Raw genomic sequence first — 25,250 nt, 5'->3', positions numbered from 1 at the left:
CCATGACTGAATTGGATATGGAGCGTTGTAATTGAAGATCTGAAAAGCTTTATTTAAGCCCCGAAGGGAGCATCTCCTTTGTGAAAGTAATAACTGCATACCCAGAAAATTGTTCACTGCAAAATGCTGACATGCACGGACATGAACTATTTTTGGCTATGGATGAAAATCGAGAATGAAAATTAAACTTTTCTCAGACAGACAATGTTTCAAAACCGTGTTCGCAAGACTGAATGTCTGTCTGACTTTACGAATGAACATACAGTTGAATGTTCTGCCGTTCATCAGTTCAAGTGTTCAGACGTTCAGTTGAACAAAGGTTCAGACGTTCAAGCGTTCAGTTGTTCAGACGTTCAGTTGTTCAGACGTTCAGTTGTTCAGACGTTCAGACGGATTATCGGTCAATCAATCGAATTACTGATAATTCAAACATTCAATCGTATGAATGAAAAGTCGTTCAAATGACCGCTCATGAACTACTTTTGGCTATGGATGACAATCTGAATCAAATTATAAACTTTTTCGCAAACGGCTATGTTTCCCTAACAAACGCCCATCAAGCGAACAGCGCAAGTAAATCAAATACTTGATGAGATCAAATGAGCCGCATTTTTGGTGTATGGTATAGCGGTTCTGAAATTCTCGGATATATTGAATTGAAAGCGATTATTTTTGCTACATCATTCCAAAGTCACATTCTCCGACCCACTCGTGACGGTGATGAGCCTGTCTGTCGGTAATCTGAGACCGAAGACACCCAATGGCATCGGCCCTGCAAATCATCATTTTATTTACCCTCAAATTCTTCAAATGAGCGACACCGTATTCGTCGCCTTTGCTTCCCAGAAGGGAGGCTCTGGCAAATCGACGCTGACGGCACTCGCGGCAAGCTACCTCTATTACCTTGACGGGGTGGACGTGCTTGTCATGGACTGTGACCCTCGTCAGCACACTCAAAAGGATTACAGGGATAACGATAAACGCGTTACCAAGGAGAATCCTGCAATCAACAAAACATTCACTAAATTCTACACGAAATTCAACAAACGGCCTTACAAGATAATCTATTCAACTCCGGGAGCTGCTGTTGATGACGCGGAAGAATATGTAAGACAGAATCCGGAAATCAAGGTTGTGCTCTTTGACATCACGGGAACAATCAATGACCTTGAGATTGTAAATCTCATATCGTCTATGCACTACCTGCTGGTTCCCATCTCCCCGGATACCGGTGACTTGAAAAGTTCTCTACGCTTTGCGGTCAATGTCAAGGAACGGATGATCGACTCCGGTGACACCTCTATCAAAGACATGAAACTTGTCTGGAACAGAGTCCCCGGAAGGCAGAAGACGAAAATCTGCGAGCTGATTGACAACTACCTGTCGGAGTTCCAACTGTCGTCTCTGAAAACTGTCATGACTTATGCGACCAAGTATTTCAAGGACGGAGTCATAGCCGGTGCGTCGCCGACAATTTTCCGCTCCACTTTGCTCCCGCCGGACAGACGGCTGCTCAAAGACAGCAATCTCCCTGAGCTGATTAAGGAAATTCGTGAAGTAATCAAAGTCTGAAATCTATGCCCAAAGATGAAAAGTCAAAATTTGATCCCCAGAAGTTCCTCGATGAGTACGAGGACAATCTCTCTCCGAGTATTGGCGGCAAGAGGGAGCCGCAAAGCGCGACTCCCCAGGTCGACACTCCGGAGGAGACATCAGCCGACACGAGTGCCTCCGCTGTCGAAGAGAGAACTTCCGGTGGCAGACGAGGAAGCCGACGAAGAAACAAACCGACTGTAATCTCGCCTTTGAACGACAAGGAGGCTGATTACGTAGAAACCTTTCTTGTCGACAATGTAGATATAGGTTTCGGGAGGTCGGGAAAACAAGTACCGATTGATGTGGAATATCATTCACTGATCACGATACTTCGGGCTTTGCATGGGAATAATGTGACAATCGGAGGCATAATCAACAATATGCTGAAGGAACATTTTGACCTGCATGAAGCCGAAATAACCGGCCTTCTCAACAAGAACACCAAACTAAACAACCGCTAAATTCCCCCAAAAAGAACATGAACAATCCAAGATTCTGCGACTTGAACGCCTGTGGTGTAAAAGTCGCCCAAGAGGTCGAATCCGGCCAACCCATAGACAAAGATATTGCCGCCTATCGCGCCAAATATCTCGCCCCCTATACCGTAGGATCAAGAAAAGGCATCTTCGTACCGAGGGAACTGGTCGACAAACTGGCGAAGACGGTATCGCTTTTCGGCAATCCCGATCTTACAATCGGTGCTTTCGTGACAAATATCCTGATTACCCACCTCGTGGCAAATCGCGATGTCATCAATGAACTGACTGATCGTGGCGCAAAAACTGTTCTGGTATGAGTCCCTCGATATACGCTTACATATTCTATGGCTCGCTCTTGATAATGCCGATACTTCTATTTCTTATCTTCCTTGTACTCGACAGATGTCGGGTGTGGAGTAAGAAAACGGCAAAAGATATGGCGGAGGTAAAAGAACAATTTACTTATGGCGACGTAAAGAGGATTCTGTCATGTATATCTGAGCGTCTTGCTGATTTTAATGACAAGATTCTTCCCGATTTTCAGAAGGTTGTCATGTATGAAATCCAACAGACAATCAAGGAATGTGTGAAATGCAATGTTAAAAAGGATTATTCGGATATTGAGTTTTTGGAGCCGGTTGACGATTTGGCTCAATGCGAGAATCAAGACCCCGTGCCGTTTAATCTAGACGATTACCTTGCCAGAATGTCTGATGGACAAAGCAAACCAATTGGCTTTCAGGATTTGGATGAAGCATTCCAAGCGGCATTGGATGAGGGCAAGATTGAAGAAACGGTCAAGAAAGTGAGTAACGACAAGGTAGAGGATTACTCCGAGAAATTCCTTAAGCGGCCCGGTATCTGCCTCAACAATATCGGTGTCAAGCGCATTTCAATTCCCCCTCAGTTGTGGGATACCATTCAGTCACTGGCGTATGCCAATGCCAGCGGTAGCCAGAACATCGAGCCGCTTTCGATAAGTGCTGTCGCATTCAATATCCTCAATGACCACCTCAATTCCCATTCAGAGGAAATAAACATTTTGACTGAACGGGGAACTGAAAAAATGCTCAGAGGATATGACCGGTATTGAAATATTCTTCTGTGGCGGATTTCTGCTGACTGCGATTTTCTGTCTGCTGTTCTTGACCGGCGTCATCAAGCCTGTATCTCAAAAGCCAAGTGAAGAAAAGACTGAGGAGTTGCCTCCAAAAGAAGAAGCGGCATCCGACAACATTCACGTGGTGGCACCCAGCAAATTCAATGTAGACGAGTTTATGGCTCAAATTTCATCGGAAGTCATTTCCGATGTTCGGAAAGAACTTCCGACAATACTGAGGCAGGCTATTGGCGATGTCAGGATTTCGGATGTCAAATTTGAAGACGGCTTTGAAGATGACTCCGAACCCGATGAAGAGTTTGTCCCAAGAAAATTCAAGGCTCTGAACTCGGATGAAACCGATGACGCTTTCAGCACTGATTTGCGAAACATTGATGACACGCCTCCTTCAGAGCCTGTTGCAACCGGAACTTCTATGGATGAATTGGAAAAAGCTATGGATGTAGCTATGGATAATAAATCATCAGAGGAAGAGCTGGCCGAGGCCGGTAAGGTTATTGAGCCTTTTACTGTGACGAAACTCTTCGACGCGATAACGACCAACGAGGAAATAGACCGTCGGATAGAACTCTGTCTTACACTCGCTCTTCGAGCGGAATTATCAATGAAACCCATTTCTTCCAAAGCCGATTCTAATAACGAGAAAAAAAAAGTTACACCAACTGAATCGGATAAGCAGACAACCCAGCTAAAGACTGAATCGGAAGAGAGGGCAAAACAATCAGGATATGATTTCAACAAATTGAATTCCGATGATTTCGATCTCGATGAGTTCGTAGGATAATTCCTCCATTCACTGAATCCATGTCTCTCTGAGACTCCACTAAATTCCACGTCCGAAAGGGCAAAATTCCCAACCCCAATTTATCAACCCGAAGTGTGGCTGCTCCCGTCCGTGGAGCGGTCGGGGCTGTCCATGCTTCAAAAACTGAAACAAAAACATGAAAATGACTATCAAGAATCTCAACAAGACTATCTGTAAACTCGTCGGAAGCCGTGGCTTCCAGTTCGCCATGCTTTTTGTCATGGCACTTGCAACGGGCATACGTGCATACGCCGCAGGTAACGGCCTCAGCGGTATCAACGAGGCTACCTCTATGGTTACCAGTTATTTTGACCCCGGCACCAAGCTCATCTACGCCATCGGTGCCGTGGTGGGTCTCATCGGCGGCATCAAGGTCTATTCCAAGTGGTCGTCGGGCGATCCCGACACCAGCAAGACCGCCGCGTCATGGTTCGGTGCCTGTATCTTTCTCATCGTGGCAGCCACAATCCTCCGCTCGTTCTTCCTCTAATTCGACGACATGGCCGAGTATGCTATCAACAAAGGTATAGGACGGTCGGTGGAGTACAAGGGACTGAAGGCGCAGTATCTGTTCATTTTCGCCGGCGGGCTTCTCGCCCTGTTCGTGGTGTTCGTCATCATGTATATCGCCGGAGTATCCCAATGGATATGTATCGGATTCGGCGTTACTGCCGCCTCAGCCCTTGTCTGGCTCACCTTCCATCTCAACGCCAAGTATGGGCAATACGGTCTGATGAAGTTAGCTGCTGTCAAATACCATCCCCGCTATATCATCAACCGTCCGCGCCTTAACCGACTGATTAAAGGAAGAACAAAATGAGAAACACGCTAAAAGCCACAACACTGGAATCGAAACTGCCCTTGTTGGCAGTGGAACATGGCTGCATCATCAGCAAAGACGCCGACATTACGGTTGCCTTTGAGGTCTGCCTACCGGAGCTTTTCACCGTTACTTCTGCCGAATATGAGGCGATGCACGGAGCATGGTGCAAGGCAATCAAGGTTCTGCCTCACTTCTCGGTGCTTCATAAGCAGGACTGGTTTGTGTCGGAGCGATATAAGCCGGAACTCCAGAAGGATGATTTATCCTTTTTGGACAGGAGCTTTGAGCGTCATTTCAACGAGCGTCCGTATCTCGCCCACAAGTGTTATCTGTTCCTGACAAAGACCACGAAGGAAAGGGCGCGTCAGCAGAGCAACTTTTCGACGCTCTGCCGAGGCAGGATAACCCCGAAGGAACTCAATCACGAGATGGTTGTCAAGTTCATGGAGTCTGTTGAGCAGTTCGAGCGTATCATCAACGATACCGGCTATATCAGGCTGCGCCGTCTTTCCGATGATGAACTTGTCGGTACAGAAAAGTCTTCCGGTCTTATTGAGAAATATATGTCGCTCTCTATGGAGGATGTTACCTGTCTGGAGGACATAGACCTTTCGGCACAGCAGATGAGAATCGGCGACAAGATGCTCTGTCTGCATACACTGTCAGACACGGAAGATCTGCCCGCAAAGGTCAGCACTGACAACCGGTACGAGCGTCTATCGACTGACCGAAGCGACAGCCGCCTCTCGTTTGCAAGTCCCGTCGGATTGTTGTTGCCATGCAACCACATCTACAACCAGTATATCCTGATTGACGACCATGACGAGAACTTAGTGAAGTTCGAGAAGACTGCCCGCAACATGAACAGTCTCTCACGGTATAGCCGTAGCAATGCCATTAACAAGGAGTGGATAGACCGCTATCTCAACGAGGCACATTCATACGGACTGACCTCAGTACGGGCCCATTTCAATGTCATGACATGGAGTGATGACACCGAGGAACTGCGGCGAGTCAAGAATGATGTCGGCGGCCAACTGGCGACAATGGGATGTATGCCACGGCATAACACTATTGACTGCCCGACACTGTTCTGGTCGGCGATGCCCGGCAACGAGGCTGATTTTCCTGCCGAGGAAAGTTTCTACACTTTCATCGAGCCTGCGGCCTGTTTCTTCACAGCGGAAACGAACTATCGTTCTTCGCTATCGCCCTTCGGAATAAAGATGGTCGATAGATTGACAGGTAAGCCTATCCATCTGGATATTAGCGACGAGCCTATGAAGCGCGGTATTACTACCAACCGCAACAAGTTCATACTTGGGCCGTCAGGTAGCGGAAAGTCGTTCTTTACCAACCATCTGGTGCGCCAGTATTATGAACAAGGTGCCCATGTGTTGCTGATTGATACGGGTAATTCATACGAAGGTCTTTGCAACCTTATCCACAACCGTACTCACGGTGAGGATGGAATCTACTACACCTACACAGAAGACAACCCCATATCTTTCAATCCGTTCTACACGGATGACGGTGTTTTCGATGTCGAGAAAAAGGACAGTATCAAGACGTTGCTCTTGACGCTCTGGAAGTCAGAGGACGACAGAGTAACAAAAACGGAGAGCGGTGAGCTTGGCTCGGCATTGTCAATGTTCCTTGACAAGATGCGAAACGACCCTGATATTGTTCCATGCTTCAACTCGTTCTACGAGTTCATGCGTGATGAATACCGTGCTGAAATGGCACAGCGTCCTATCCCTATCTATAAACAGGACTTCGATATAGATAATTTCCTGACTACGCTGCGCCAGTATTATCACGGCGGTCGTTTCGACTTCCTGCTCAATTCCAAAGAGAATATCGACCTGCTCAACAAGCGGTTTGTAGTCTTTGAAATTGATGCTATCCGCGACAATAAAGACCTTTTCCCTGTGGTAACGATTATCATCATGGAGGCTTTCATCAACAAGATGCGAAGGCTCAAAGGTATCCGCAAAGTACTTATCTGCGAGGAAGCATGGAAGGCACTTTCGACCGCTAACATGGCTGAATACATGAAGTATATGTTTAAGACGGTCAGAAAGTATTTCGGTGAGGCTGTGGTGGTTACGCAGGAGGTTGACGACATAATATCGTCGCCGATTGTCAAGGAAACCATCATCAACAACTCCGACTGCAAGATTCTCCTTGACCAGCGCAAGTACATGAACCGTTTCGACCAGATTCAGGAGCTGCTCGGTCTGACCGACAAGGAGAAGGCTCAGATACTCTCCATAAACATGGCTAACAATCCGAACCGCCTCTATAAAGAGGTGTGGATTGGTTTAGGCGGCACTCAATCCGCCGTCTATGCCACGGAGGTGTCGATGGAGGAATATCTCTGCTATACAACCGAGGAAACGGAGAAAGTGCAGGTGTTGAACAAAGCCCGGCAACTCGGTGGCAGCGTAGAGGCGGCAATTCGATTGCTCGCCAATGAAAGAAGGGAGGGTGCCATATGAAGATACCCAAATTCTTTCATCCGATTCTCGGAGTGCTGACAGGCTTTATTCTCTTCCTCGCCGGTATTGCAATTCTGACGATAGTCTTTGTCGGAATGGTCAAGGCCGCCAATTACGCCGCACCATACTTTGCGGAGTTCGTTAAAGGTTTCCATCTTCTAATCCACAGAATATTGTCGTTATGAAAATTGCAATAACTATCGTGAAGGTACTAATGGCAATCACTTTCGGACTGATAGCCGGACTTGCAGTCATGCTCCTGCTGCCGCTGCTGTTCACCTTCGCACTAATCAAAATTATAGGCGGCGCAGCCACCTCAATCCGTTAACCACAAAACCAAAAGTAAAAATGTACGAAGAAATAAAAAAACTACGCCATTCATTATGGCTGACCACTGATGAGAAAATCCAGCTCATCTTCCAAGACAACAAAGGTCTTTCCATGGTAAAGGTACGTGAACGCGGAGATAACAGATCAGAGCACATGTACCTGCTGCTTCCCACTCTTGAAAGCGAAGTATTCGCTTTTGACACTCCCAATGGGCGATTCACCGTTGGCATTTCATCTACCGGCGAAGAACTGTTTCTCTCTCCAATCGGAGTATTCCTGTATCCCTATGGTCAAATCGGTTGCAAGCCGCAGACTATCAGCATCAACAATGCTGAGTCCCAGATGGTGAACAACAGTGCGACAGACATAATCAACTAAAATCCAAAGCAAAAATGAGACAACTGAAATATCTATTTCCACTTATCGCCCTGTGCCTTCTGTTAGGCACGGGCAGGGCAAACGCCCAATGGACGGTAATCGACCCGTCAAACATTGCCCAGTCTATCGTAAATTCCTCAAAATCACTCGTGCAGGAATCAACGACCGCCCAAAATATGATTAACAACTTCAAGGAGACGGTCAAGATTTACCAGCAGGCAAAGAAATATTACGATGCCCTGCAATCGGTGAACAACCTCGTCCGCGACGCCCGAAAGGTGCAGCAGACAGTCCTGATGCTCGGCGACATATCCGGTTATTACGTCAACAACTTCAAGAAGATGCTGACCGACCCCAATTTCACGAGTTCCGAACTATCGGCCATAGCCTCCGGCTACACCCGCATCCTCGAAGAAGCCAACGGCGTGCTGGGCGACTTGAAGCAGGTGGTCAACATCACGACGCTCAGTATGACCGACAAGGATCGCATGGATATCGTGGACAGTTGCCACAAGGAGATGAAGCGTCTGAAGAACCTGACGGCATATTATACAAACAAGAACATCTCTGTGTCGTATCTCCGCGCCAAGAAGAAAGCCGACACACAGCGTGTTGTGAACCTCTATGGTGACGGCTCCGAAAAATACTGGTAAGCCATGCTCTGCGCGATAGATTTTTCAAACCTCCACTCCATACTCCGGTCGCTCTACGACGAGATGATGCCTCTGTGCGGCGACATGGCTGGAGTGGCTCAGGGCATAGCCGGTCTCGGTGCCCTGTTCTATGTGGCTTACCGCATCTGGCAGTCGCTGGCGAGGGCCGAACCGATTGATGTGTTCCCGCTGCTCCGTCCCTTCGTCATCGGTTTCTGTATAATGTTCTTTCCCTCGGTGGTGCTTGGCACCATCAACTCGGTAATGTCGCCCATCGTTCAAGGTACCGCCTCGATGCTCGAAGGGCAGACCCTCGACATGAAGAAGTACCGGGAGGAAAAGGACAGGCTGGAATACGAACAGATGATGAACGACCCGTCCACTGCTTATCTCGTTGACGATGCAGAGTTTGACAGGCAGATTGATGAACTCGGTGTGACAGAGATTGGCACAGCCGCCGGAATGTATATCGAGAGAGGTATGTATAAGGTCAAGAAGGCTATCCAGAATTTCTTCCGCGAATTATTGGAAATGCTCTTTCAGGCTGCCTCGCTCACGATAGACACGATAAGGACATTCTTCCTGATAGTGCTGGCGATATTGGGACCGATAGCGTTTGCCATATCCGTCTGGGATGGTTTCCAGAACACCCTTGTCCAGTGGATATGCCGATACATTCAGACCTATCTATGGTTGCCTGTGGCTGATTTATTCTCCACAATCCTTGCCAAAATCCAAGTCCTGATGTTGCAGAATGACATTTCGGAGCTGGCGAATAACCCGAATGTTGATCTCGACGGGAGCAACACCGCTTACACGGTGTTCATGATCATCGGCATCATCGGATACTTCACGATTCCGACCGTCGCAGGCTGGATTATACAGGCCGGAGGCATGGGCAGCTACAACCGCTCGATCAACAACACCGCCATGACCGGAGGCTCATGGGCCGGCAGCATAGCCGGAGGAGTAGCGGGTAATGTCGCAGGTCGTGCCGGTAAACTCTTAAAATAGTATTCAAATGGAATTTAAGTCATTAAAAAACATCGAGACCTCCTTTCGGCAGATAAGGCTGTTCGGCATTGTTATGGTATCGCTCTGCGCCTTCATCGCAATCGGTGCCGTGGTGCTGTCGCTGAACTTCGCCGAGAAACAGAGGGAGAAAATCTATGTCCTTGACAACGGCAAGAGCCTGATGCTAGCCTTGTCGCAGGATATGGAGCAGAACCGCCCGGCAGAGGCACGGGAACACGTGCGACGCTTCCATGAGCTGTTCTTCACCCTGTCGCCCGACAAATCGGCGATTGAGCACAACATCAACCGCGCCATGTCGCTGGCCGACAGAAGTGCCTACAACTATTATTCCGACTATGTGGAGAAAGGCTACTACAACCGCATCATAGCCGGAAACATAACGCAGGTGCTTCAGGTGGACAGCATTGTCGCCGATTTCAACGACTACCCCTATCAGGTCAGAACCTACGCCCGGCAGATGATCATCCGCCAGAGCAACGTGACCGAAAGGTCGCTTATCACGAATTGTCGTCTGGTTAACACCGGCCGTTCCGACGATAACCCCAACGGATTCATGATCGAGGGTCTGACGATTCTGGAAAACAAAGATTTGATAACCACAAAACGAACATTGTCCCAATGAGTGTAAAACAGAAAATCCACAACCTCGTGTCGCCCTTATATAATAAGGTGTGGCACGGCCCGAAAGGGAAAATCAAAGAACGGGTGAAACAAGCCTGTGAAGATATGCCCCACAAGCAACGCCTAATGGTCGTTACCATTCTTTTATCGGCATTTATTCTTGTAGCCTTCTTCGTGTTCGGTCACTCCTGTTACAAGATGGGCGCCGGTCATGCTCGGCAGGCAATTGAGATAGAGCATATCCGACAACTTGAACTCCCGACCCAAAGTACCTCCGATGTCTCACCTAAAACGGTAGAAGATGAAACTGCTCGATGACCTCAAAGCGAAATTCGCCCCGAAAACTCTGGCAGAACGTGAGCGGTTGAAACGGATAACTGTCTATACGCTGCTGGTTCTCTCGTGCCTCGTATGCTTCTGGATTATCTTCGCTCCAAGCGGCGATGACGATGCCGTCAAGGGAAAGGCGAACATGGAACTTCCAGACCAGACTTCCGCAGGTATGCCCGACACCAAGCTGAAGGCATACGAACAGGAGGCGGCGCAGAAAGACAAGGCGCGTAATGACAGCACGATAAATGCCGTGACGCTACAACTCGACACCGTTACAGCTCCGGCGGAACCGACATTGCCCGATGAGATTCAGAACTCGGCTGCGGCATACCAACAGGCTCAGGCATCGTTGCAGGATTTCTATGTCCCGGAGTACAACGAATCGGCACAGGTAGCGAAGTTGCAGGCACGGCTCGATGAGCTGGAGATGCAGAACTCTATGGCACAGCAACAGTCGCAACAACCCAATGAAATGGAGTTGCTTGAAAGGTCGTATCAGTTGGCGGCGCAGTATATGGGTAATGGAAATGCTGGCAATGTCCCGCCTCCACAAGTCGATGAGAAAGGAAAGCGGAATGTCCAGCCGGTGCAGAATGTTACCCACAATGTCGTATCGACGTTGAGTGCCGCCACAAACGAGAGAGGCTTCAACACATCGGTCGGCATGAAAAGGTCGGTCGGCAAGAATACAATCGCCGCCGTCATTGCCGGCAACCAGTCCGTTACCAACGGGCAGTCAGTGAAGTTGAGAACCACCGAACCGATGTGGATAGGCAACAGGCTCATACCCCGTAACACCGTCCTTGTCGGTGCAGCGAGATTGCAGGACGAGCGTCTGGAGATTGAGATTTCCTCTATTGAGTGTCAAGGCTCAATTTATGATGTAGAACTGAAAGTCTATGATTCCGACGGTCAGGAGGGTATCAATATCCCCAACTCAATGGAGACTGACGCGCTGCACGAGATTGGCGCCAATATGGGGTCAACAATGGGCAGCTCAATAAATATCTCCACCGACGCCGGAGCGCAGATTGCATCCGATGTGGGTCGAGGCCTCATCAACGGTGTGAGCCAGTATCTCACAAAGAAGATGCGTACTGTCAAGGTGCATCTTAAATCTGGGTACAGGGTGATGCTTTACCAGCCCGAAAACAACTAAAACCACTTAAATCCAACGTAAATTTTTATGAAACTGAAAACAATTATTCTCTCAGCCATTGCCGTTATCGGCATGGCAACCCCCGCCTTTGCAAAAGACAAGGCACCCAAAAACACCGATAACAATGTGTCGTCTGATACTGAACAAGTCGCCGAACACGACATGAACGTGTACGGAGCCAACTACACCGACGGCGACAAGTTCGACGGTCTGACCCGAAAGGTCGGTTTCGACCGTATGATTCCGCCCCACGCACTGGAGGTCTGCTACGAGAAAACCACGCATATTATCTTCCCTGCGGAGATAATTTATGTGGACCTCGGAAACGAAAACCTTGTGGCAGGTCTCGCTGATGGAGCGAAGAATGTACTTCGCGTTAAATCAGCGTTTAAGCGTTTCAAAACCGAAACGAATCTGTCAGTAATCACCGATGATGGGAGCTACTACACGTTCAATGTCAAATTTGCGAAAGAGCCTCTGCTTCTGAGCATTGAGATGACCGATTTTCTCCATGACGGCGAGGCTGTCAATCGCCCAAATAACGCTCAGGAGATATATCTCGAAAAATTGGGCAGTGAGTCGCCGATGCTTGTCAAGCTGATTATGAAGTCAATCTACAAGCAGAACAAGCGCGAGATCAAGCATATCGGCTCAAAGCGTTTCGGGGTGCAGTTCCTCCTGAAATCCATTTACACCAACAACGGGATGCTCTACTTCCACACAGAGCTGAAGAACACCTCCAATATCGCTTTCGACATCGACTACGTATCGTTCAAGATTGTGGATAAGAAGGTTATCAAGCGAACCGCCATGCAGGAGCAGGTACTCGAACCGCTCCGCGCCCAGAATTACGTGACTGTGGTACACGGCAAGCAGTCGGAGCGTACGGTCTTCGCTTTGGAGAAATTCACCATCCCCGACGACAAGCAGCTCGTTATCGAGGTCGCCGAAAAGGAAGGCGGCCGCCATCAGTTCTTCGTGGTGGATAACGAGGACATCGTGAGGGCCAATGTAATCGACGAGTTATCAATTCAGTAAATACAGTATCCCATGAAGAAGATTTTTGCAATCTTCGCTGTGGCAGTGTTTTCCCTCCTCGGAGGGAAGGCATTTGCCCAGCGATGCCTCCCCGGAATGTCTGCGGTTGAAATAAAGGCGAACATGGCAGACGGTTTCTACACCGGAAAGTCCCGCGACTGCGGTTATGACCTCGGAGTAATCTATTCAGTATTCACAGGAAGTCATGGCAATACATGGTCTTTCGGTGGCGAGTATCTCCAGACCTTCAAGCCATACGGCGAGAAAGGTCGCATCCCGGTGGCTCAATTCACTGGCGAGGCTGGATATAATCTCCATATCCTCAGCGACTACTCGATGACATTCCACCTCTACGGCGGCATTTCCGCACTTGCCGGGTATGAGACAGTCAACTGGGGTAAGGATGTGCTGTCCGACGGCTCTACGCTACATGACGGCGACAACTTTATCTATGGCGGTGCGCTCAACTTGCAGGCGGAGTTTTATCTCTCGGATAAAGTAGCCCTGACCGCCAATGTCAAAGGCCGGTTTACTTTCGGAAGCGATGTTCAGATATACCATACAACCTATGGTGTCGGTGTCAAATTCATAATTGAATAGCCTATGAGATATACAAAAAATGACATCAGGAATATCCCGCTGACAGAGTTTATGGCCGCTCTCGGCGAAAAGCCTGTCAAGGCTTTCGGGGACATGAAACTATACTATGCTCCCCAGCGCGATGACTCCGAACCGATGTTAGTGGTAGATACCAATACAAACCGATGGTATGACCATGCCACAGACCAGAGTGGCGACATCATCGACCTCGCCGCCTTGAAGATGAACCCTAACCTCTACACGGATCCACGCGACTTCATCTTGAAGTATATGAATGAATATGAGCAAAGCAAGGAGCTTTCGGCAATGGCACGTCGTCCGCAGGAGCCGATAGTTATCAGCCTCGACATAAGGAAAGTGAAACTCACTGACTTTATGAAAGCTCTCGGTCAGGAACACCCGGTGGCGGCTGACGGTAATCTCCGTATTTACAATGCTCCCTACGATGACAAACTCGGTCCGACAATGGTAATCAACATCGAGACTAATCTCTGGCGTGATACCAAGTCCGGCGCATACGGCGGAATCTATGACCTCGCCTATGAGTTGACCGGCTCGTGTAATATGTCGGAACTTAACCGATATATCGCCTCTGAAATGTCGGCTTTGGATAAGACCAAAGACAAGGAACAGAAGATAGAGCCGCCCAAACAGGAACAGGAGCCTGACAAACCCAAACGGAGGATGCGCTTATGAACATTGATGACATCAAGAAAATCTCGCTTGTCGAGTTCCTCAATCAGTTGGGCTATCAGCCTACCGGACGCGACAGCAAAGGTCTATGGTTTTACTCCCCATGTCGAAGTGAGCGTAAGCCATCGTTCCACGTCAATCCCCGCAAAGATGTATGGTTCGATTTTGGCAGTGGTGCCGGAGGCGACATCTTCACTCTTGCCGGAGAACTGTGCAACTCCAGCGACTTCATCAGACAGGCGGAGTTCATCGCCGAGAAGATGCAGATGCCTATAGCAATGCCCTATAAGCCTGAGCCGTTCATCGAGCAACCGACCTTTGAAGATATGAAAGTCTCAAAACTGGAATCTCCGGCATTGCTGAAATATCTTGCCGACAGAGGTATTCCCCGTAACATCGCCCAGCGGTGGTGTGTGCAGGTGGATTACCGACTTCACGGCAAAGACTACTATGCCATCGGTTTCGAGAACAACGCACATGGTTTTGAGCTTCGCAACTCCTTCTACAAGGGGTCATACCCACCCAAGCACATAACCCACATCGCCGATGGTAACACCCGGTGCAACGTGTTTGAAGGCTTCATTGACTTCCTTTCAGCGGAACGCCTCGGACTCAATGACGGTTCCGACTCGGTTGTTCTCAACTCCGTTGCCAATGTCGGCAAAGCCCTGACCATCTTCCCGGACTATTCCGTAATCGCCTGTTACCTCGATAACGACGAGGCTGGACGATCCGCCCTTGCCAGACTCCGCAGGGAGTTCGGCGATAAGATTATGGATAAGTCAGCTCTCTATCCCGACCACAAGGATCTCAACGACTACCTTGTGGCTACCCAACCCAAAATTTCTAACAACTCAAAATTAAAACTCTGAAAAACAATGAATACAATACTGAATAAAATCGGCGCAACCCGCGTCACTCCCGCCCGTTTCTTCGGCTTCTGGGCAATCCTCTTCACTCTCGTTCTCGCTCTCACTTCCTGCTCCGACGACCTCGACGTGCAGCAGTCCTATCCGTTCACGGTGGAAGTCATGCCATACGGCGACAAAATTACCAAAGGGCAGACCGTAGAACTGCGCTTCGAGATAAAGCCCGAAGGAAACTATGCCAACACCCTCTATACCATCCGCTACTTCCAGTATGACGGCGAAGGCACGCTCAAACTTGTTGACGGTCCCGTGCTGGTCAACAACGACCGCGTGCTCCTCGAAAGCAAGACCTTCCGCCTGAACTACACCGCCCAGTCTTCCGAGGCTCACAAATTCCTAATAGTCGTAGAAGATTCGTTCAATTCGACCCCGTGGCAGCAGACCTTCGAGTTCAACAGCAAAGACAGTGGTGACAATGACGGCGGCAAGACACCTGGCATCATCAACCCTGTCAATCCCGGAACCATAACACCCATCGGCTTATGAAAAAACTACTGATATTCCTCATGGCGTTAGTGACCCTCTCGGTCACTACGCCAGCCTTCGCCGCAAAGCGAAGCATAATGGATTTACCTCCATACGAGAGAGCAGTTCTAATCATCAAGCACCATGAAACCTTGCATGACTCCCGGAAACATTGGCCCTACCTCGGATATGGTCATAGAAAACTCCCCGGAGAAAAATACTTTCGTGGTTATAAGATGAATGAACGGGAGGCTGATGCGCTTCTGCGCAAAGACCTCAACAAGTTCATCGCACTTTTTGCCGGATTCAAACCGATGGATGCGCTCCTTTTAGGTGTGTTGTCATACAATATCGGTCCGGGGGCAGTTATGAAAAGTTCGGTCTTTCGTAAACTAAAAGCCGGTGACCGTAATATTTTCAAGTCATACACTGCCCACTGCAAATATAAAGGCAAATTCCATAAGGGTCTATATAAACGTCGCTGTCAGGAGTTTGCAGCTCTTTACGTCCCCTAAAATATATACAAATGGATATGACTCATTGAGTTGTATCCATTTGTTGTATTGTGATAAATCCCACTATCAGAACTTCACCCCGCCTTTCGACATCCCCGAATCATGGCAGTGGGTTAAAATAGATGAAATAGCATCATCGAATATTGGATTAACATACTCGCCTCAGGACATCGTAGATGATGGTGTCCCTGTTTATCGTTCTAATAATATCAGGGATAACAAAATCTGTTTGGACGATATTGTTTATGTGTCTTGCCCTATACTTGAGAAACAATATCTTAACAACGGAGACCTTTTAATATGCGCTCGAAATGGCAGCAGAAGATTAGTCGGGAAAAATGTTATCATTGAAAATTTAGAACGTCCCACTTCATTTGGTGCTTTCATGGCTGTATGTCGTAGTTGTTATAATCCGTGGATAAAGCTTTTATTGGATTCTGCGTATTTTAATAGCTATTTGGATGAATCTAACTCTACAGCTATCAATCAAATTACGCAAAAGATGCTATTAGACTTTATCTTACCTTTACCGCCAAAAGAAGAACAAAGTCGAATAATTTCAGCATTTCATTCTATCGTAGGTGTTATAGATGGTATCGACCAAAGTAAAAAAAATCTGAGTGAAAGTATTGCCAATCTGAAGTCCAAGATCCTTGATCTTGCGATGCAGGGCAAACTCGTGCCGCAAGACCCGGCGGACGAGCCTGCCGCCGAGATGCTCCGTCGCGTCAATCCAAAGGCAAAGATAATAACGGATAACCCACATTATCCGCAATTGCCGGATAACTGGGTGCTGACCAGAATCAAAGATGTATTTGAAATCAATCCGAAGAACAAGGCTTCGGATAATATTCAAGCAGGCTTTGTTCCGATGGCGTCAATCCATGACGGCTACTCTAACAAATTTCATTATGATGTAAAACAGTGGGGTGAAATAAAATCAGGATTCACACATTTTGCAGACGGAGATATTGCGGTAGCCAAAATATCACCATGTTTGGAGAATCGAAAATCTATGATTCTACGAGATCTCCCAAATGGGATTGGCGCAGGAACAACAGAACTGCTCATATTCAGAAGCACAATATTGATTCCTGAGTTCTCATTACTATTCTTCAAGTCAGATAACTTCATTAAATGTTGTACGGGAACTTTTAATGGAGTTGTTGGCCAACAAAGAGTTGGAAAATCAATCGTTGAGGATATACATATCCCGATACCACCATTGAACACACAGCGTGCTATTATTGAACGTGTTCAAGGGTGGTTTAATTGTTTGGATAATATTATCGTTAGTCTATTGAAATAGAGAGATTTGATAATAATTCTGAAATTTTGCTTAATTTCTGAGTGATACGCTTCTGTTCATTTATAGGAGGAATGGGTATAATACCTTTACGAGCATCGGTGGTGCTTAATCGAGGCATCTTAACTCCATAACAACATTCAGCAGTATAAGAGAGAAAGAATGGCGAACGTAGCCATGCGCAGAGATATTCAGGTATAACACAATCGTAGGATTTTACCGGGATTATCTCTGTGGTGCAATAACCATCTGTCGGAGCTACCAATACTTTGTTGAGATAGGTTCGGAGTTTTGAGTATAGAACATCGCCCTTGACGAATCTATGTCGAACTCCATTGACTGTTCTATCTTTCTTAGACCTCTGAGCAACAACGCACCCACTATCTTTTTCGATATCTTCCAATTCAAGTATCCACTCAGAAAGGGCAATTTCATCAACGTTAACATTCTCTGAATAGCCATAATCACAGACCGAATCAATGGTGGTCAGCACCCAGTTATCCGGCAATTGCGGATAATGTGGGTTGCGTTATCTTATTATCATGTTCAACTTAAATTGAATGTGATATGATAACCAAGTACAAATCATTCCTTTCGCGCCAAGATTTGGCGGCGAACACTGTCCGCTCGTATGTGTGGACGGTGACACACTTCCTTGAAAAATACAAGGAGGTGACACGCGAGAATCTGCTCGCCTATAAAGGCTATCTGGTGGAGAACCACAAGCCTCAGACCGTCAACCTGCGCCTACAGGCCATCAACAAGTATCTGGAGTTTATCAGAAAGGAGAAACTCAAAATGCGCTTCGTAAAAGTGCAGCAGAAAAACTTTCTCGAAAACGTAATCAGCGATGCTGATTATAAATTCCTCAAAACCCGACTGAAACGAGACGGTCACACCTCATGGTATTTCGTGGTGTGGTTCCTTACAGCCACTGGAGCCCGCGTCAGTGAACTCCTGCAAATCAAAGCCGAGCACGTCCAGCAGGGCTATCTCGACATCTACTCCAAAGGTGGGAAATTACGTAGGCTTTACATTCCAAAGAGCCTCCGCGCCGAGGCATTAGTGTGGCTCAAAGAGCGAAACCTCGAATCGGGCTATATCTTCCTCAACCGTTTCGGCGAACGAATAACAGCCCGAGGCATAGCCCAGCAACTCAAACTGTTCGCCCAGAAGTATGGTATCAATACAGCAGTAGTCTATCCCCACTCATTCCGTCACCGCTTCGCCAAAAACTTCCTTGACCGCTTCAACGATCTTGCTCTGCTCGCTGATCTTATGGGTCATGAAAGCATTGAGACCACGCGCATCTACCTCCGCCGTACCGCTACCGAACAGCAAGCCATAGTTGACAAGATAGTCAACTGGTAACCAACTCCCTTTCACAAGCGTCTTTGCCCTCTTGACCATTCAAGATTGCAAAGACGCTTCTATCTGATCAAGAACGGAATATAGCTCCTCAATTTTTGCAACGATACGCTTCTGCTCATTATATGGCGGAAGAGGTATCGCTAATTGGTGCAATGATTTTGACGAAAATCCTTGTAAAGCAATTCCCTTACCTCCAATCAAATCCTTATCTTTATAATGCCTAAACACATGATAATAAAGTGGAATATGAATTTCATTGGCAATCGGGCGCAGTCTATGTAAATGATTTTGAATCATAATATTTCTATCAAGATTCCATATCGCTGCTCTACCAACATCACCACCTTCACAAACGAGTAAATCACCATGACGTACAGTACATTTTTCAAGTTCATTCTTCTTGAAAGGCATTTTCTTCAAATCATCAAGTTCAAACCTATTCCAATAAACATTGGAAGTTGTAATATACTCATACTCTATGCCATCGCGATTCGAGGAATTAAGTGCCTTTCCTGTGTTATGCTGAAAAATATCTCCGAGCTGACACCAAGTCCAGGTATTTGGAATGTTCCAAGAATGTGGGTTATCCGTTATTATCTTTGCCTTTGGATTGACGCGACGGAGCATCTCGGCGGCAGGTTCGTCCGCCGGGTCTTGCGGCACGAGCTTTCCCTGCATCGCGAGGTCAAGGATCTTGGATTTCGTTAATGCTATAGACTGAGATAATTGCTGTTTAGATTCCCTAATTTCACAAATAATAGACATCAACGATTCTATCATTGTTAAGATACGCCTTTGTTCTTCTATCGGGGGAATTGGCAAATGTATATTATTCAGATTGTCTTGCGATAGTTTAGGCTGTGCAGAGCCTGTTATATAATCGTCTAATGGTATGGTATTGATATAAAGGGCAACAAATTCTAAAAGGAATTTATCACTGGAATCTAAAACATGTGCGTGATTATTAACCCAATACTTACCATCCGCAAAGAACGCATTATCCTTTGTGCGGCTCAATAAATTAGCACCATCTTCACCAATCAATAAAAGACGTTCATCAAAGATGTAGTTATCCACTTTATCAATGGCTCCTGCCGCTCCGTAATAATCATAAATTTTATTACTTTGTTTGCTCCTTATCGTCGAAGCGATTGGAACTCTTTCGCCATCTCGATTTATAACATAATCACCTAATCTTACCCACTGCCATGATTCGGGGATGTCGAAAGGCGGGGTGAAGTTCTGATAGTGGGATTTATCGGTAGATTTTTTTGCTTTGGGGCGTTTGAGTTTGCCCTCGGCTATGAGACGTTCCTTCTCGGCGCGGATGCGGTCGAGAAGGACGGATGCCGGTTCGTCATTGGGGTCTTGTGGCAGGAGTTTACCACGGATGGCGAGGTCGAGTATGCGCTGGCGTAGTTTCTGAGTATCCATAATTGTCACTTATTACGATAAATCTCATCAAGGGTCTGTCCCTTATCGTTTTTCCATTCTACCCAGCCATTTGAGCTGCATCCTCCGCAAATGCTCGCAGCTGTACTTGGACTTGAAAATGAAATATCGGATGTCAAAACCGGGTTGCCATTTTCATTTGTCTGAGAGTAATCCTTGATAATCATTTCCCGTCTTTCGATGGTATGGCAAGAGTTTACAGTATCTTTGGATAATATACTCCCTCGCAATACAGTAAAGCCATTTCCATCATACACACCTTTTGCATTTGCGCCTCTACGCTTAAAATGGAAAACGGGTAGTTGATTAACCGAAGCTGTTTCAAAAATGCTTATCCCAATAAAAGATGTCAGGAATTTGATGTCCTCGAAGAACTCATCCATAGCATCTTTCTGATATTCCGGAAGGTTCGGTTCTTTCGGAGTCTGCTTGTTTTCCTGAAGACCATATCGGTTGATATTCTTTGCCTGTTGCACGGCAAGATATTCCAGATATTGCACATCTGTTTTGGTCATATCCGCATCTTTTGAAACGAATATAAGAGCTTTCTGCCAAAAGGTTTTCTTTTGGTCATGGTCTTTTACCCTCTCCCTGAAGTTTTCGGTTTCTCCAATATAAGCCTGCGGTTTTGCCATTTCATCTTCGCCAATAAGAATATAGAATGCCGGCTTGTGTAGTTTCTTCTGTTTGTCGAGATAGTCAAGATTTGAACGTGGCACGACAAACATCTGGCATATCTTATTGCTGATAAAAGCATAGCGGGTTCCTTTGGGATCTCCGTCCACGAGGTATGTAGTTACTGTCTTACCCATGGCTTATTCGTTGACTTCGTTAAGGTTAAGCTCGGAAAACAATTCCTTTAACTGAGCGACCGCAGAGGCTATGTTGTTGCTTTTTGTTTCAATGTCAGCCATTAGCTCGGCAAGGGTGCGGTCGTCGGTGTCCTCGATTTTCATCCATGTGATGTCAAGCGAGGTCTTGTCGCGTTTGAGCAGATCTTCAGCCGGATATTTGCGCCAGCGTCCGTTTGGTTCGGTCTCGGCGTTGTACGTTTCCGTTCGTGCCGAAATGTTGTCGGGATTATAACAGGACACGAAATCGTTAAGGTGGCGGCGTTCGAGCTTGTTGTTGGCGAGAGTATGTTTCACTCCGGTGCGGTAGTCGTAGAACCATACATCGCGTGTAGGCTCACCTTTGGTAAAGAACAGTACGTTTGCCTTAACTCCCTGAGCATAAAATATACCGGTGGGAAGACGCAGAATTGTGTGGAGATTGAAATCTGTCAGCAATTTGCGGCGTATCGCTTCGCCTGAACCCTCGAAAAGAACATTGTCAGGCAGCACGACAGCGGCACGACCGCCATTGCGGAGCGACATCATGATATGTTGCAGAAAGTTGAGCTGATTGTTCTTTGTCTCAGTGATGAAGTCATCGCGCTGAATATCGACCGAACCGGCAGGGCGTGTGCCGAACGGTGGATTTGCGAGTATGACATCAAAAAGTTTCTCGGGCTGCTTTTCGAGAGAGTCTGCACAAATGATAGGACTGCGGTCAGTGCCGATACCATGCAGATAGAGGTTCATTGAAGCGAGGGTGACAACAAGTGCGGTGTTATCAGTTCCGCTCAATGCCTCGTTTCGCAGAAACTCCCGTTTCTCCTTGTCCTGACTCTGATTTTTCATATAATCGAATGCGGCAAGGAGGAAGCCGCCGGTGCCACAAGCCGGGTCACAGACTGTTTCGGTTATTTTAGGGCGGGCGCAATCAACCATTGCCTTGATAAGGGGGCGAGGTGTAAAATATTGACCAGCACCGCTCTTCTTGTCCTGACCGTTACGTTCCAAAATGCTTTCGTAAATAGCACCCTTCACGTCGCCTTCGAGAAGCCAGTCTTCCTCATCTATCATCGTGATGACCTTTTTGAGATAGACCGGTTTGTCAATCTTGTTCTGAGCTTTTGTGAAGATTGTGCCGATAAGATTATCCTGACGACTCAAAAAATCGAGCGTTTCTTCATATTGCATTAGAAGGTCTGTTCCGTCGAGAGCAGTCAGTTCTTCCCACTGATACCCCTCCGGTATGGCCGATTCCTCGCCGAGTTCACGGTTCTCCTTATCCATTTTCAGAAAAAGGAGATATGTCAATTGAGTTATGTAGTCAGTAAAGCCTACACCCTGACCTGAAAGGGTCGTGGCGAGGGTCCATACTTTTTTTATGATTGATTGTTCTGTATTGTTTGCCATTGCCGAGTTAAATTTTAGGCTACATTTCTGTGATAGATTATGAATCCGGCGAGAGACAAAAGAGCCTTGTTCGCTTCTGTGAGATTGCCAAATGCTTTAACAAGCTGAGCCGCCTGAGATTTGTCTTCCTCTCTGATATCCTTTATAGTTACAGCTCCATTTGATGCTATATACCTTACAACCTGCTTGATGACCTCAATCTGCTTGTCGGAGATATTACGCTGAAGCTGACCGTACCAGAGGTTGAAATACTGGTTGGCCGACGAACAGAGCGAGTCGAGGCGGTCAATCTGACCGAGGGCATAACGCACAAGCTGGATTATATTTGTCAATGCCTCCTTCTCCTCTTGTGTTGAGCGTGGCTTTACCTTCTCGCGATTGAGAAGAGAATAACAATTCCAGAGTTGAGAGACATTGAACTGGGAGTTTGCCCTGCGAAGCTGGACTGAGAGGTCGCGAAGCATTGAATAGGTCAACGGTTCGCCGGAGTTATTATAGATTATGCGCAATGCTTCAATCTCATCAGCATGTGTCTTGCAGTAATCCTCAAATGCGGAAGTCGTTTCCTGTGCTTCCTCCATAGAGAATCCTTTGGATATAAGGGTATCCTCACCGGGCATCAAGGTTTTGATGAAACCTGCGTTGAGAGTAAGCAGAAGCTCACGCGCCTTCGGATTATTTGCCAACGGCGCAAACAGACCTTTACGATCTAAATTAGGCTCATTGACATTGCGATACGGAGGCAACGATGGAGACGTTTCGGGGTCGATTGCCTTGAACATCCTTTCCGAAAGATCGGCCATAGTTATGCCGTGGGTCAGTTCAGTAAATTCATTGCGCTGTCCCTCGGTAGATTTGGAAGAAATACGAGCCAATCGAGCTGCCAGAAGTTTGAAATAACCGTCAGGAAGTTCGCCGTGCGTCATACGTTCAAGGAGTTTCTTGAATGTTATTGTCTCGGTCGGGCCTTCATCTTCTCCGGGAGCCGGAACTGTCTTTTCAGATTCAGTAACGCCGACAGCATCCACCAGAAAGAAGCAGTCCTTGCTGAAAGCATTCGGGGTCACGTTTCGCAGCACATCATCACCGATGGTGCGTGTGCCTCGTCCCTTCATCTGGATATACAGTGGTTCTGAGCGGACATCACGCATGAAAATCAGGACTTCAAGCGGCTTTACATCCGTGCTGGTGGCAACGAGAGTACAGGTAACGGCAATGCGGAACTCCTTGTCGTTTCGGAAAGAGCGGATAAGAGCATCGCTGTCGCCGGAGGAATACGTTATTTTCTGTACGAACTTATCATCATCTTCCTTGCCGAACACCTCTTTGACAATCTTGACAATGTTGTTGGCATGAGCCTCGTTAAGGGCGAAAATCAGTGTCTTGGGAAGATAGTCAAAATTAGGTTCTCGCTGCGGCTCAATAAACAATTCAGAATAAACGGCATCCTTAAACGTCTGGAGAATAAGCTTAATCTGTGCCGGATTGATAATGGAGCGGTTCAGTTCCTCCTTTGTATAGTTCTGCGATTCGCGGTTGGTGATAGTCTCTACCTTTCCCGTGTAGCGCGTCACCTGACGCAGTTTGTCGCCGACACGGATCGCTCCTCCGTTTTCGGTTTCCTGAGTCTTGATGCGATAGATTCTTGCGCCTACATTGACACCATCGACTATTGACTTTTCAAGAGTGTAGTTGACAACGATATTGTTGTTGAAGAATGCCTTGGTTTCGGGCACGGGGGTTGCTGTCAGGCCAATCAACCGTGCGGTATTGAAATATTCCAGCACTTTCTTCCAGTTGCCATAAATCGACCTGTGACATTCGTCTATAACGATTAGGTCGAAATAATCCTGCGGCAAAGCCGGATTCGGAGGAAGGACTATTTCTTCATTGGTGCCGGATTCTTCGTCATCGTCATTGTCGGTCGTAATCGGCTCACCTTTCAGGAAAGCAAAAAGTCGCTGAATGGTAGAGATTACAACATTGGCATCTTTTGGTATGACCGCAGATTTAAGGCGGGACACACCAAAGATTGTATTAAACGGGTCTCCCGTCTCCGTCAATCGGTAAGTGCCAAATTCTCCTTCAGCCTGTTTACCAAGGTTATTACGGTCAACGAGGAAAAGCACTCTGCGCATTTTGGCATAATTCAAAAAGCGATAGGCTGCGGTAACGGCAGTATATGTCTTTCCTGCTCCTGTTGCCAATACCATAAGAGCGCGATTCTGACCGGTGCGGAACGATTTTTCAAGTTCGGTAACTGCTTCAAACTGACAGTCACGCAATCCGCGTTTCTTCACCACCGGGAGACCTGCAAACTGGTCTTCGATGCCAAGCATCTTGACTATCTCTTTGGGAGAGTGGATGCGGTTTATCTCATCGTAGGCAGCATCCTCCTTTTCTTGATTTTTGAAAAGTACTGATTCGCCGTTTGACAGATAAACGAGAGGCAAGGGATTAGAATGGGTCTGGTAACAGCAGGGGACGGCACGAGTGTAGTGCTCGGCTTGTTCTGCCACGTAATCAGCAGTTATATCCACCTCTTTGCGTTTGGCTTCAAGCACACCAACCGCTTTCCCGTTTATAAAGAGGAAATAGTCGGCTTCAAGATTATTCTCAAGCAATCCCTCCCGTATGGCAACAGCAGTTGATGCCGGGGTATAATGGTCGCGGTCGGTGACCTCCCAACCTGCATCCTCAAACCAGCGGTCAATCTTGACTCTTGCTTTTTCTTCCGGTGTCATGTTCCTATGAACTTGTTCAAACTAATTTATATTCGTTAATTATTCGCTAAAATACAAAAAA

At 47.2% G+C, this 25,250-nt stretch carries 28 protein-coding genes and 1 pseudogene; 24 read left to right on the top strand and 5 right to left on the bottom strand.

What is annotated here, in order from left to right; genetic code table 11:
* Nucleotides 1-672: 672 nt before the first annotated feature.
* The 23 genes and pseudogenes from E5358_RS04660 (at nt 673) to E5358_RS04555 (ending at nt 17,382) form a co-directional block, all read left to right on the top strand.
* A complete protein-coding gene (locus tag E5358_RS04660) occupies nt 673-1,572 on the top strand; it encodes a ParA family protein (RefSeq protein ID WP_135939108.1) in 900 nt (299 codons plus the stop codon).
* A gap of 5 nt (nt 1,573-1,577) precedes the next feature.
* The gene (locus E5358_RS04655) at nt 1,578-2,057 is read left to right on the top strand and encodes a DUF3408 domain-containing protein (RefSeq protein ID WP_123486087.1); all 480 of its coding nucleotides are present in this window, start codon (nt 1,578-1,580) and stop codon (nt 2,055-2,057) included.
* A gap of 17 nt (nt 2,058-2,074) precedes the next feature.
* Nucleotides 2,075-2,392 (top strand): DUF3408 domain-containing protein, encoded by a 318-nt coding sequence (locus E5358_RS04650; RefSeq protein ID WP_123486086.1) that lies wholly within the window; start codon nt 2,075-2,077, stop codon nt 2,390-2,392.
* Nucleotides 2,389-3,168: a hypothetical protein gene (locus tag E5358_RS04645; protein ID WP_135939107.1), complete on the top strand. Its 780-nt coding sequence runs from the start codon at nt 2,389-2,391 to the stop codon at nt 3,166-3,168. The genes E5358_RS04650 and E5358_RS04645 overlap by 4 nt, the downstream gene beginning before the upstream one ends.
* Nucleotides 3,155-3,979 carry a hypothetical protein gene (locus E5358_RS04640; RefSeq protein WP_123486084.1) on the top strand — a complete coding sequence of 275 codons (825 nt, stop codon included), beginning with the start codon at nt 3,155-3,157 and terminating at the stop codon, nt 3,977-3,979. The genes E5358_RS04645 and E5358_RS04640 overlap by 14 nt, the downstream gene beginning before the upstream one ends.
* Nucleotides 3,980-4,208: 229 nt before the next feature.
* Entirely contained in the window at nt 4,209-4,490 is a 282-nt protein-coding gene (locus E5358_RS04635; RefSeq protein WP_123486140.1) for a DUF4134 domain-containing protein, read from the top strand.
* A gap of 9 nt (nt 4,491-4,499) precedes the next feature.
* A complete protein-coding gene (locus E5358_RS04630) occupies nt 4,500-4,820 on the top strand; it encodes a DUF4133 domain-containing protein (RefSeq protein ID WP_123486083.1) in 321 nt (106 codons plus the stop codon).
* Complete coding sequence (locus E5358_RS04625) at nt 4,817-7,324, top strand: TraG family conjugative transposon ATPase (RefSeq protein ID WP_123486082.1); 2,508 nt, start codon at nt 4,817-4,819, stop codon at nt 7,322-7,324. The genes E5358_RS04630 and E5358_RS04625 overlap by 4 nt, the downstream gene beginning before the upstream one ends.
* Entirely contained in the window at nt 7,321-7,509 is a 189-nt protein-coding gene (locus tag E5358_RS04620; RefSeq protein ID WP_123486081.1) for a hypothetical protein, read from the top strand. The genes E5358_RS04625 and E5358_RS04620 overlap by 4 nt, the downstream gene beginning before the upstream one ends.
* A complete protein-coding gene (locus E5358_RS15060) occupies nt 7,506-7,652 on the top strand; it encodes a hypothetical protein (protein ID WP_160631262.1) in 147 nt (48 codons plus the stop codon). The genes E5358_RS04620 and E5358_RS15060 overlap by 4 nt, the downstream gene beginning before the upstream one ends.
* A 20-nt stretch (nt 7,653-7,672) precedes the next feature.
* Nucleotides 7,673-8,032 carry a hypothetical protein gene (locus E5358_RS04615; RefSeq protein WP_123486080.1) on the top strand — a complete coding sequence of 120 codons (360 nt, stop codon included), beginning with the start codon at nt 7,673-7,675 and terminating at the stop codon, nt 8,030-8,032.
* Between the two features lie 14 nt (nt 8,033-8,046).
* Nucleotides 8,047-8,685, top strand: a complete 639-nt coding sequence (locus tag E5358_RS04610; RefSeq protein WP_123486079.1) for a DUF4141 domain-containing protein — start codon at nt 8,047-8,049, stop codon at nt 8,683-8,685.
* A gap of 15 nt (nt 8,686-8,700) precedes the next feature.
* The gene (gene traJ, locus E5358_RS04605; RefSeq protein WP_123486139.1) at nt 8,701-9,699 is read left to right on the top strand and encodes a conjugative transposon protein TraJ; all 999 of its coding nucleotides are present in this window, start codon (nt 8,701-8,703) and stop codon (nt 9,697-9,699) included.
* Between the two features lie 7 nt (nt 9,700-9,706).
* Nucleotides 9,707-10,342: a conjugative transposon protein TraK gene (gene traK / locus E5358_RS04600; protein WP_123486078.1), complete on the top strand. Its 636-nt coding sequence runs from the start codon at nt 9,707-9,709 to the stop codon at nt 10,340-10,342.
* On the top strand, nt 10,339-10,659 hold the full coding sequence (locus E5358_RS04595; RefSeq protein WP_123486077.1) for a TraL conjugative transposon family protein: 321 nt from the start codon (nt 10,339-10,341) through the stop codon (nt 10,657-10,659). Before traK ends, E5358_RS04595 begins: the two co-directional genes overlap by 4 nt.
* Nucleotides 10,643-11,833, top strand: coding sequence for a conjugative transposon protein TraM (traM, locus tag E5358_RS04590; RefSeq protein WP_135939106.1), 1,191 nt, complete (start codon nt 10,643-10,645; stop codon nt 11,831-11,833). The genes E5358_RS04595 and traM overlap by 17 nt, the downstream gene beginning before the upstream one ends.
* Before the next feature lie 186 nt (nt 11,834-12,019).
* Nucleotides 12,020-12,871 (top strand): annotated as a pseudogene (gene traN, locus E5358_RS04585) (conjugative transposon protein TraN); the annotation flags it as partial.
* Between the two features lie 12 nt (nt 12,872-12,883).
* Complete coding sequence (locus E5358_RS04580; protein WP_135939105.1) at nt 12,884-13,471, top strand: conjugal transfer protein TraO; 588 nt, start codon at nt 12,884-12,886, stop codon at nt 13,469-13,471.
* 3 nt (nt 13,472-13,474) lie between these two features.
* Nucleotides 13,475-14,167, top strand: a complete 693-nt coding sequence (locus E5358_RS04575; protein WP_123486074.1) for a hypothetical protein — start codon at nt 13,475-13,477, stop codon at nt 14,165-14,167.
* Entirely contained in the window at nt 14,164-15,036 is an 873-nt protein-coding gene (locus E5358_RS04570) for a toprim domain-containing protein (RefSeq protein ID WP_135939104.1), read from the top strand. The genes E5358_RS04575 and E5358_RS04570 overlap by 4 nt, the downstream gene beginning before the upstream one ends.
* A 6-nt stretch (nt 15,037-15,042) precedes the next feature.
* A complete protein-coding gene (locus tag E5358_RS04565) occupies nt 15,043-15,579 on the top strand; it encodes a DUF3872 domain-containing protein (protein ID WP_135939103.1) in 537 nt (178 codons plus the stop codon).
* Nucleotides 15,576-16,073, top strand: coding sequence for a glycoside hydrolase family protein (locus tag E5358_RS04560; protein ID WP_123486512.1), 498 nt, complete (start codon nt 15,576-15,578; stop codon nt 16,071-16,073). Before E5358_RS04565 ends, E5358_RS04560 begins: the two co-directional genes overlap by 4 nt.
* On the top strand, nt 15,961-17,382 hold the full coding sequence (locus E5358_RS04555) for a restriction endonuclease subunit S (RefSeq protein WP_123486513.1): 1,422 nt from the start codon (nt 15,961-15,963) through the stop codon (nt 17,380-17,382). The genes E5358_RS04560 and E5358_RS04555 overlap by 113 nt, the downstream gene beginning before the upstream one ends.
* On the opposite strand, the gene E5358_RS04550 is transcribed toward E5358_RS04555, so the two are convergent.
* Nucleotides 17,366-17,887 (bottom strand): restriction endonuclease subunit S, encoded by a 522-nt coding sequence (locus E5358_RS04550; protein ID WP_135939102.1) that lies wholly within the window; start codon nt 17,885-17,887, stop codon nt 17,366-17,368. The two genes, E5358_RS04555 and E5358_RS04550, sit on opposite strands and share 17 nt — an antisense overlap.
* A 59-nt stretch (nt 17,888-17,946) precedes the next feature.
* Here E5358_RS04550 and E5358_RS04545 point away from each other — a divergent pair, with 59 nt between their 5' ends.
* Nucleotides 17,947-18,750: a tyrosine-type recombinase/integrase gene (locus tag E5358_RS04545; protein ID WP_123486515.1), complete on the top strand. Its 804-nt coding sequence runs from the start codon at nt 17,947-17,949 to the stop codon at nt 18,748-18,750.
* A gap of 39 nt (nt 18,751-18,789) precedes the next feature.
* Here E5358_RS04545 and E5358_RS04540 read toward each other — a convergent pair whose 3' ends face one another.
* The 4 genes from E5358_RS04540 to E5358_RS04525 are packed head-to-tail and all read right to left on the bottom strand — an operon-like array spanning nt 18,790 to nt 25,189.
* Nucleotides 18,790-20,184, bottom strand: a complete 1,395-nt coding sequence (locus E5358_RS04540; protein ID WP_123486516.1) for a restriction endonuclease subunit S — start codon at nt 20,182-20,184, stop codon at nt 18,790-18,792.
* 5 nt (nt 20,185-20,189) lie between these two features.
* Nucleotides 20,190-21,014, bottom strand: a complete 825-nt coding sequence (locus tag E5358_RS04535; RefSeq protein WP_107036520.1) for a GIY-YIG nuclease family protein — start codon at nt 21,012-21,014, stop codon at nt 20,190-20,192.
* A 3-nt stretch (nt 21,015-21,017) separates the two neighbouring features.
* Nucleotides 21,018-22,445 carry a type I restriction-modification system subunit M gene (locus E5358_RS04530; protein ID WP_123486517.1) on the bottom strand — a complete coding sequence of 476 codons (1,428 nt, stop codon included), beginning with the start codon at nt 22,443-22,445 and terminating at the stop codon, nt 21,018-21,020.
* A 14-nt stretch (nt 22,446-22,459) separates the two neighbouring features.
* Nucleotides 22,460-25,189: a type I restriction endonuclease subunit R gene (locus E5358_RS04525; protein ID WP_135939101.1), complete on the bottom strand. Its 2,730-nt coding sequence runs from the start codon at nt 25,187-25,189 to the stop codon at nt 22,460-22,462.
* Nucleotides 25,190-25,250 lie beyond the last annotated feature (61 nt).

Origin of the sequence: Palleniella muris (assembly GCF_004792655.1) — a bacterium.
In the GTDB taxonomy this organism is placed as follows: domain Bacteria; phylum Bacteroidota; class Bacteroidia; order Bacteroidales; family Bacteroidaceae; genus Prevotella; species Prevotella muris_A.
The sequence above is the reverse complement of the archived record's forward strand: the minus strand, read 5'-3'. Positions and strand labels throughout refer to the sequence as shown.

Coding starts and splice junctions, on each gene's coding strand:
- E5358_RS04655 (WP_123486087.1), top strand. CDS start 1,578: ATGCCCAAAGATGAAAAGTCAAAATTTGATCCCCAGAAGTTCCTCGAT.
- E5358_RS04650 (WP_123486086.1), top strand. CDS start 2,075: ATGAACAATCCAAGATTCTGCGACTTGAACGCCTGTGGTGTAAAAGTC.
- E5358_RS04645 (WP_135939107.1), top strand. CDS start 2,389: ATGAGTCCCTCGATATACGCTTACATATTCTATGGCTCGCTCTTGATA.
- E5358_RS04640 (WP_123486084.1), top strand. CDS start 3,155: ATGACCGGTATTGAAATATTCTTCTGTGGCGGATTTCTGCTGACTGCG.
- E5358_RS04635 (WP_123486140.1), top strand. CDS start 4,209: ATGCTTTTTGTCATGGCACTTGCAACGGGCATACGTGCATACGCCGCA.
- E5358_RS04630 (WP_123486083.1), top strand. CDS start 4,500: ATGGCCGAGTATGCTATCAACAAAGGTATAGGACGGTCGGTGGAGTAC.
- E5358_RS04625 (WP_123486082.1), top strand. CDS start 4,817: ATGAGAAACACGCTAAAAGCCACAACACTGGAATCGAAACTGCCCTTG.
- E5358_RS04620 (WP_123486081.1), top strand. CDS start 7,321: ATGAAGATACCCAAATTCTTTCATCCGATTCTCGGAGTGCTGACAGGC.
- E5358_RS15060 (WP_160631262.1), top strand. CDS start 7,506: ATGAAAATTGCAATAACTATCGTGAAGGTACTAATGGCAATCACTTTC.
- E5358_RS04615 (WP_123486080.1), top strand. CDS start 7,673: ATGTACGAAGAAATAAAAAAACTACGCCATTCATTATGGCTGACCACT.
- E5358_RS04610 (WP_123486079.1), top strand. CDS start 8,047: ATGAGACAACTGAAATATCTATTTCCACTTATCGCCCTGTGCCTTCTG.
- traK (WP_123486078.1), top strand. CDS start 9,707: ATGGAATTTAAGTCATTAAAAAACATCGAGACCTCCTTTCGGCAGATA.
- E5358_RS04595 (WP_123486077.1), top strand. CDS start 10,339: ATGAGTGTAAAACAGAAAATCCACAACCTCGTGTCGCCCTTATATAAT.
- traM (WP_135939106.1), top strand. CDS start 10,643: ATGAAACTGCTCGATGACCTCAAAGCGAAATTCGCCCCGAAAACTCTG.
- E5358_RS04580 (WP_135939105.1), top strand. CDS start 12,884: ATGAAGAAGATTTTTGCAATCTTCGCTGTGGCAGTGTTTTCCCTCCTC.
- E5358_RS04575 (WP_123486074.1), top strand. CDS start 13,475: ATGAGATATACAAAAAATGACATCAGGAATATCCCGCTGACAGAGTTT.
- E5358_RS04570 (WP_135939104.1), top strand. CDS start 14,164: ATGAACATTGATGACATCAAGAAAATCTCGCTTGTCGAGTTCCTCAAT.
- E5358_RS04565 (WP_135939103.1), top strand. CDS start 15,043: ATGAATACAATACTGAATAAAATCGGCGCAACCCGCGTCACTCCCGCC.
- E5358_RS04560 (WP_123486512.1), top strand. CDS start 15,576: ATGAAAAAACTACTGATATTCCTCATGGCGTTAGTGACCCTCTCGGTC.
- E5358_RS04545 (WP_123486515.1), top strand. CDS start 17,947: ATGATAACCAAGTACAAATCATTCCTTTCGCGCCAAGATTTGGCGGCG.
- E5358_RS04540 (WP_123486516.1), bottom strand. CDS start 20,184: ATGGATACTCAGAAACTACGCCAGCGCATACTCGACCTCGCCATCCGT.
- E5358_RS04535 (WP_107036520.1), bottom strand. CDS start 21,014: ATGGGTAAGACAGTAACTACATACCTCGTGGACGGAGATCCCAAAGGA.
- E5358_RS04530 (WP_123486517.1), bottom strand. CDS start 22,445: ATGGCAAACAATACAGAACAATCAATCATAAAAAAAGTATGGACCCTC.
- E5358_RS04525 (WP_135939101.1), bottom strand. CDS start 25,189: ATGACACCGGAAGAAAAAGCAAGAGTCAAGATTGACCGCTGGTTTGAG.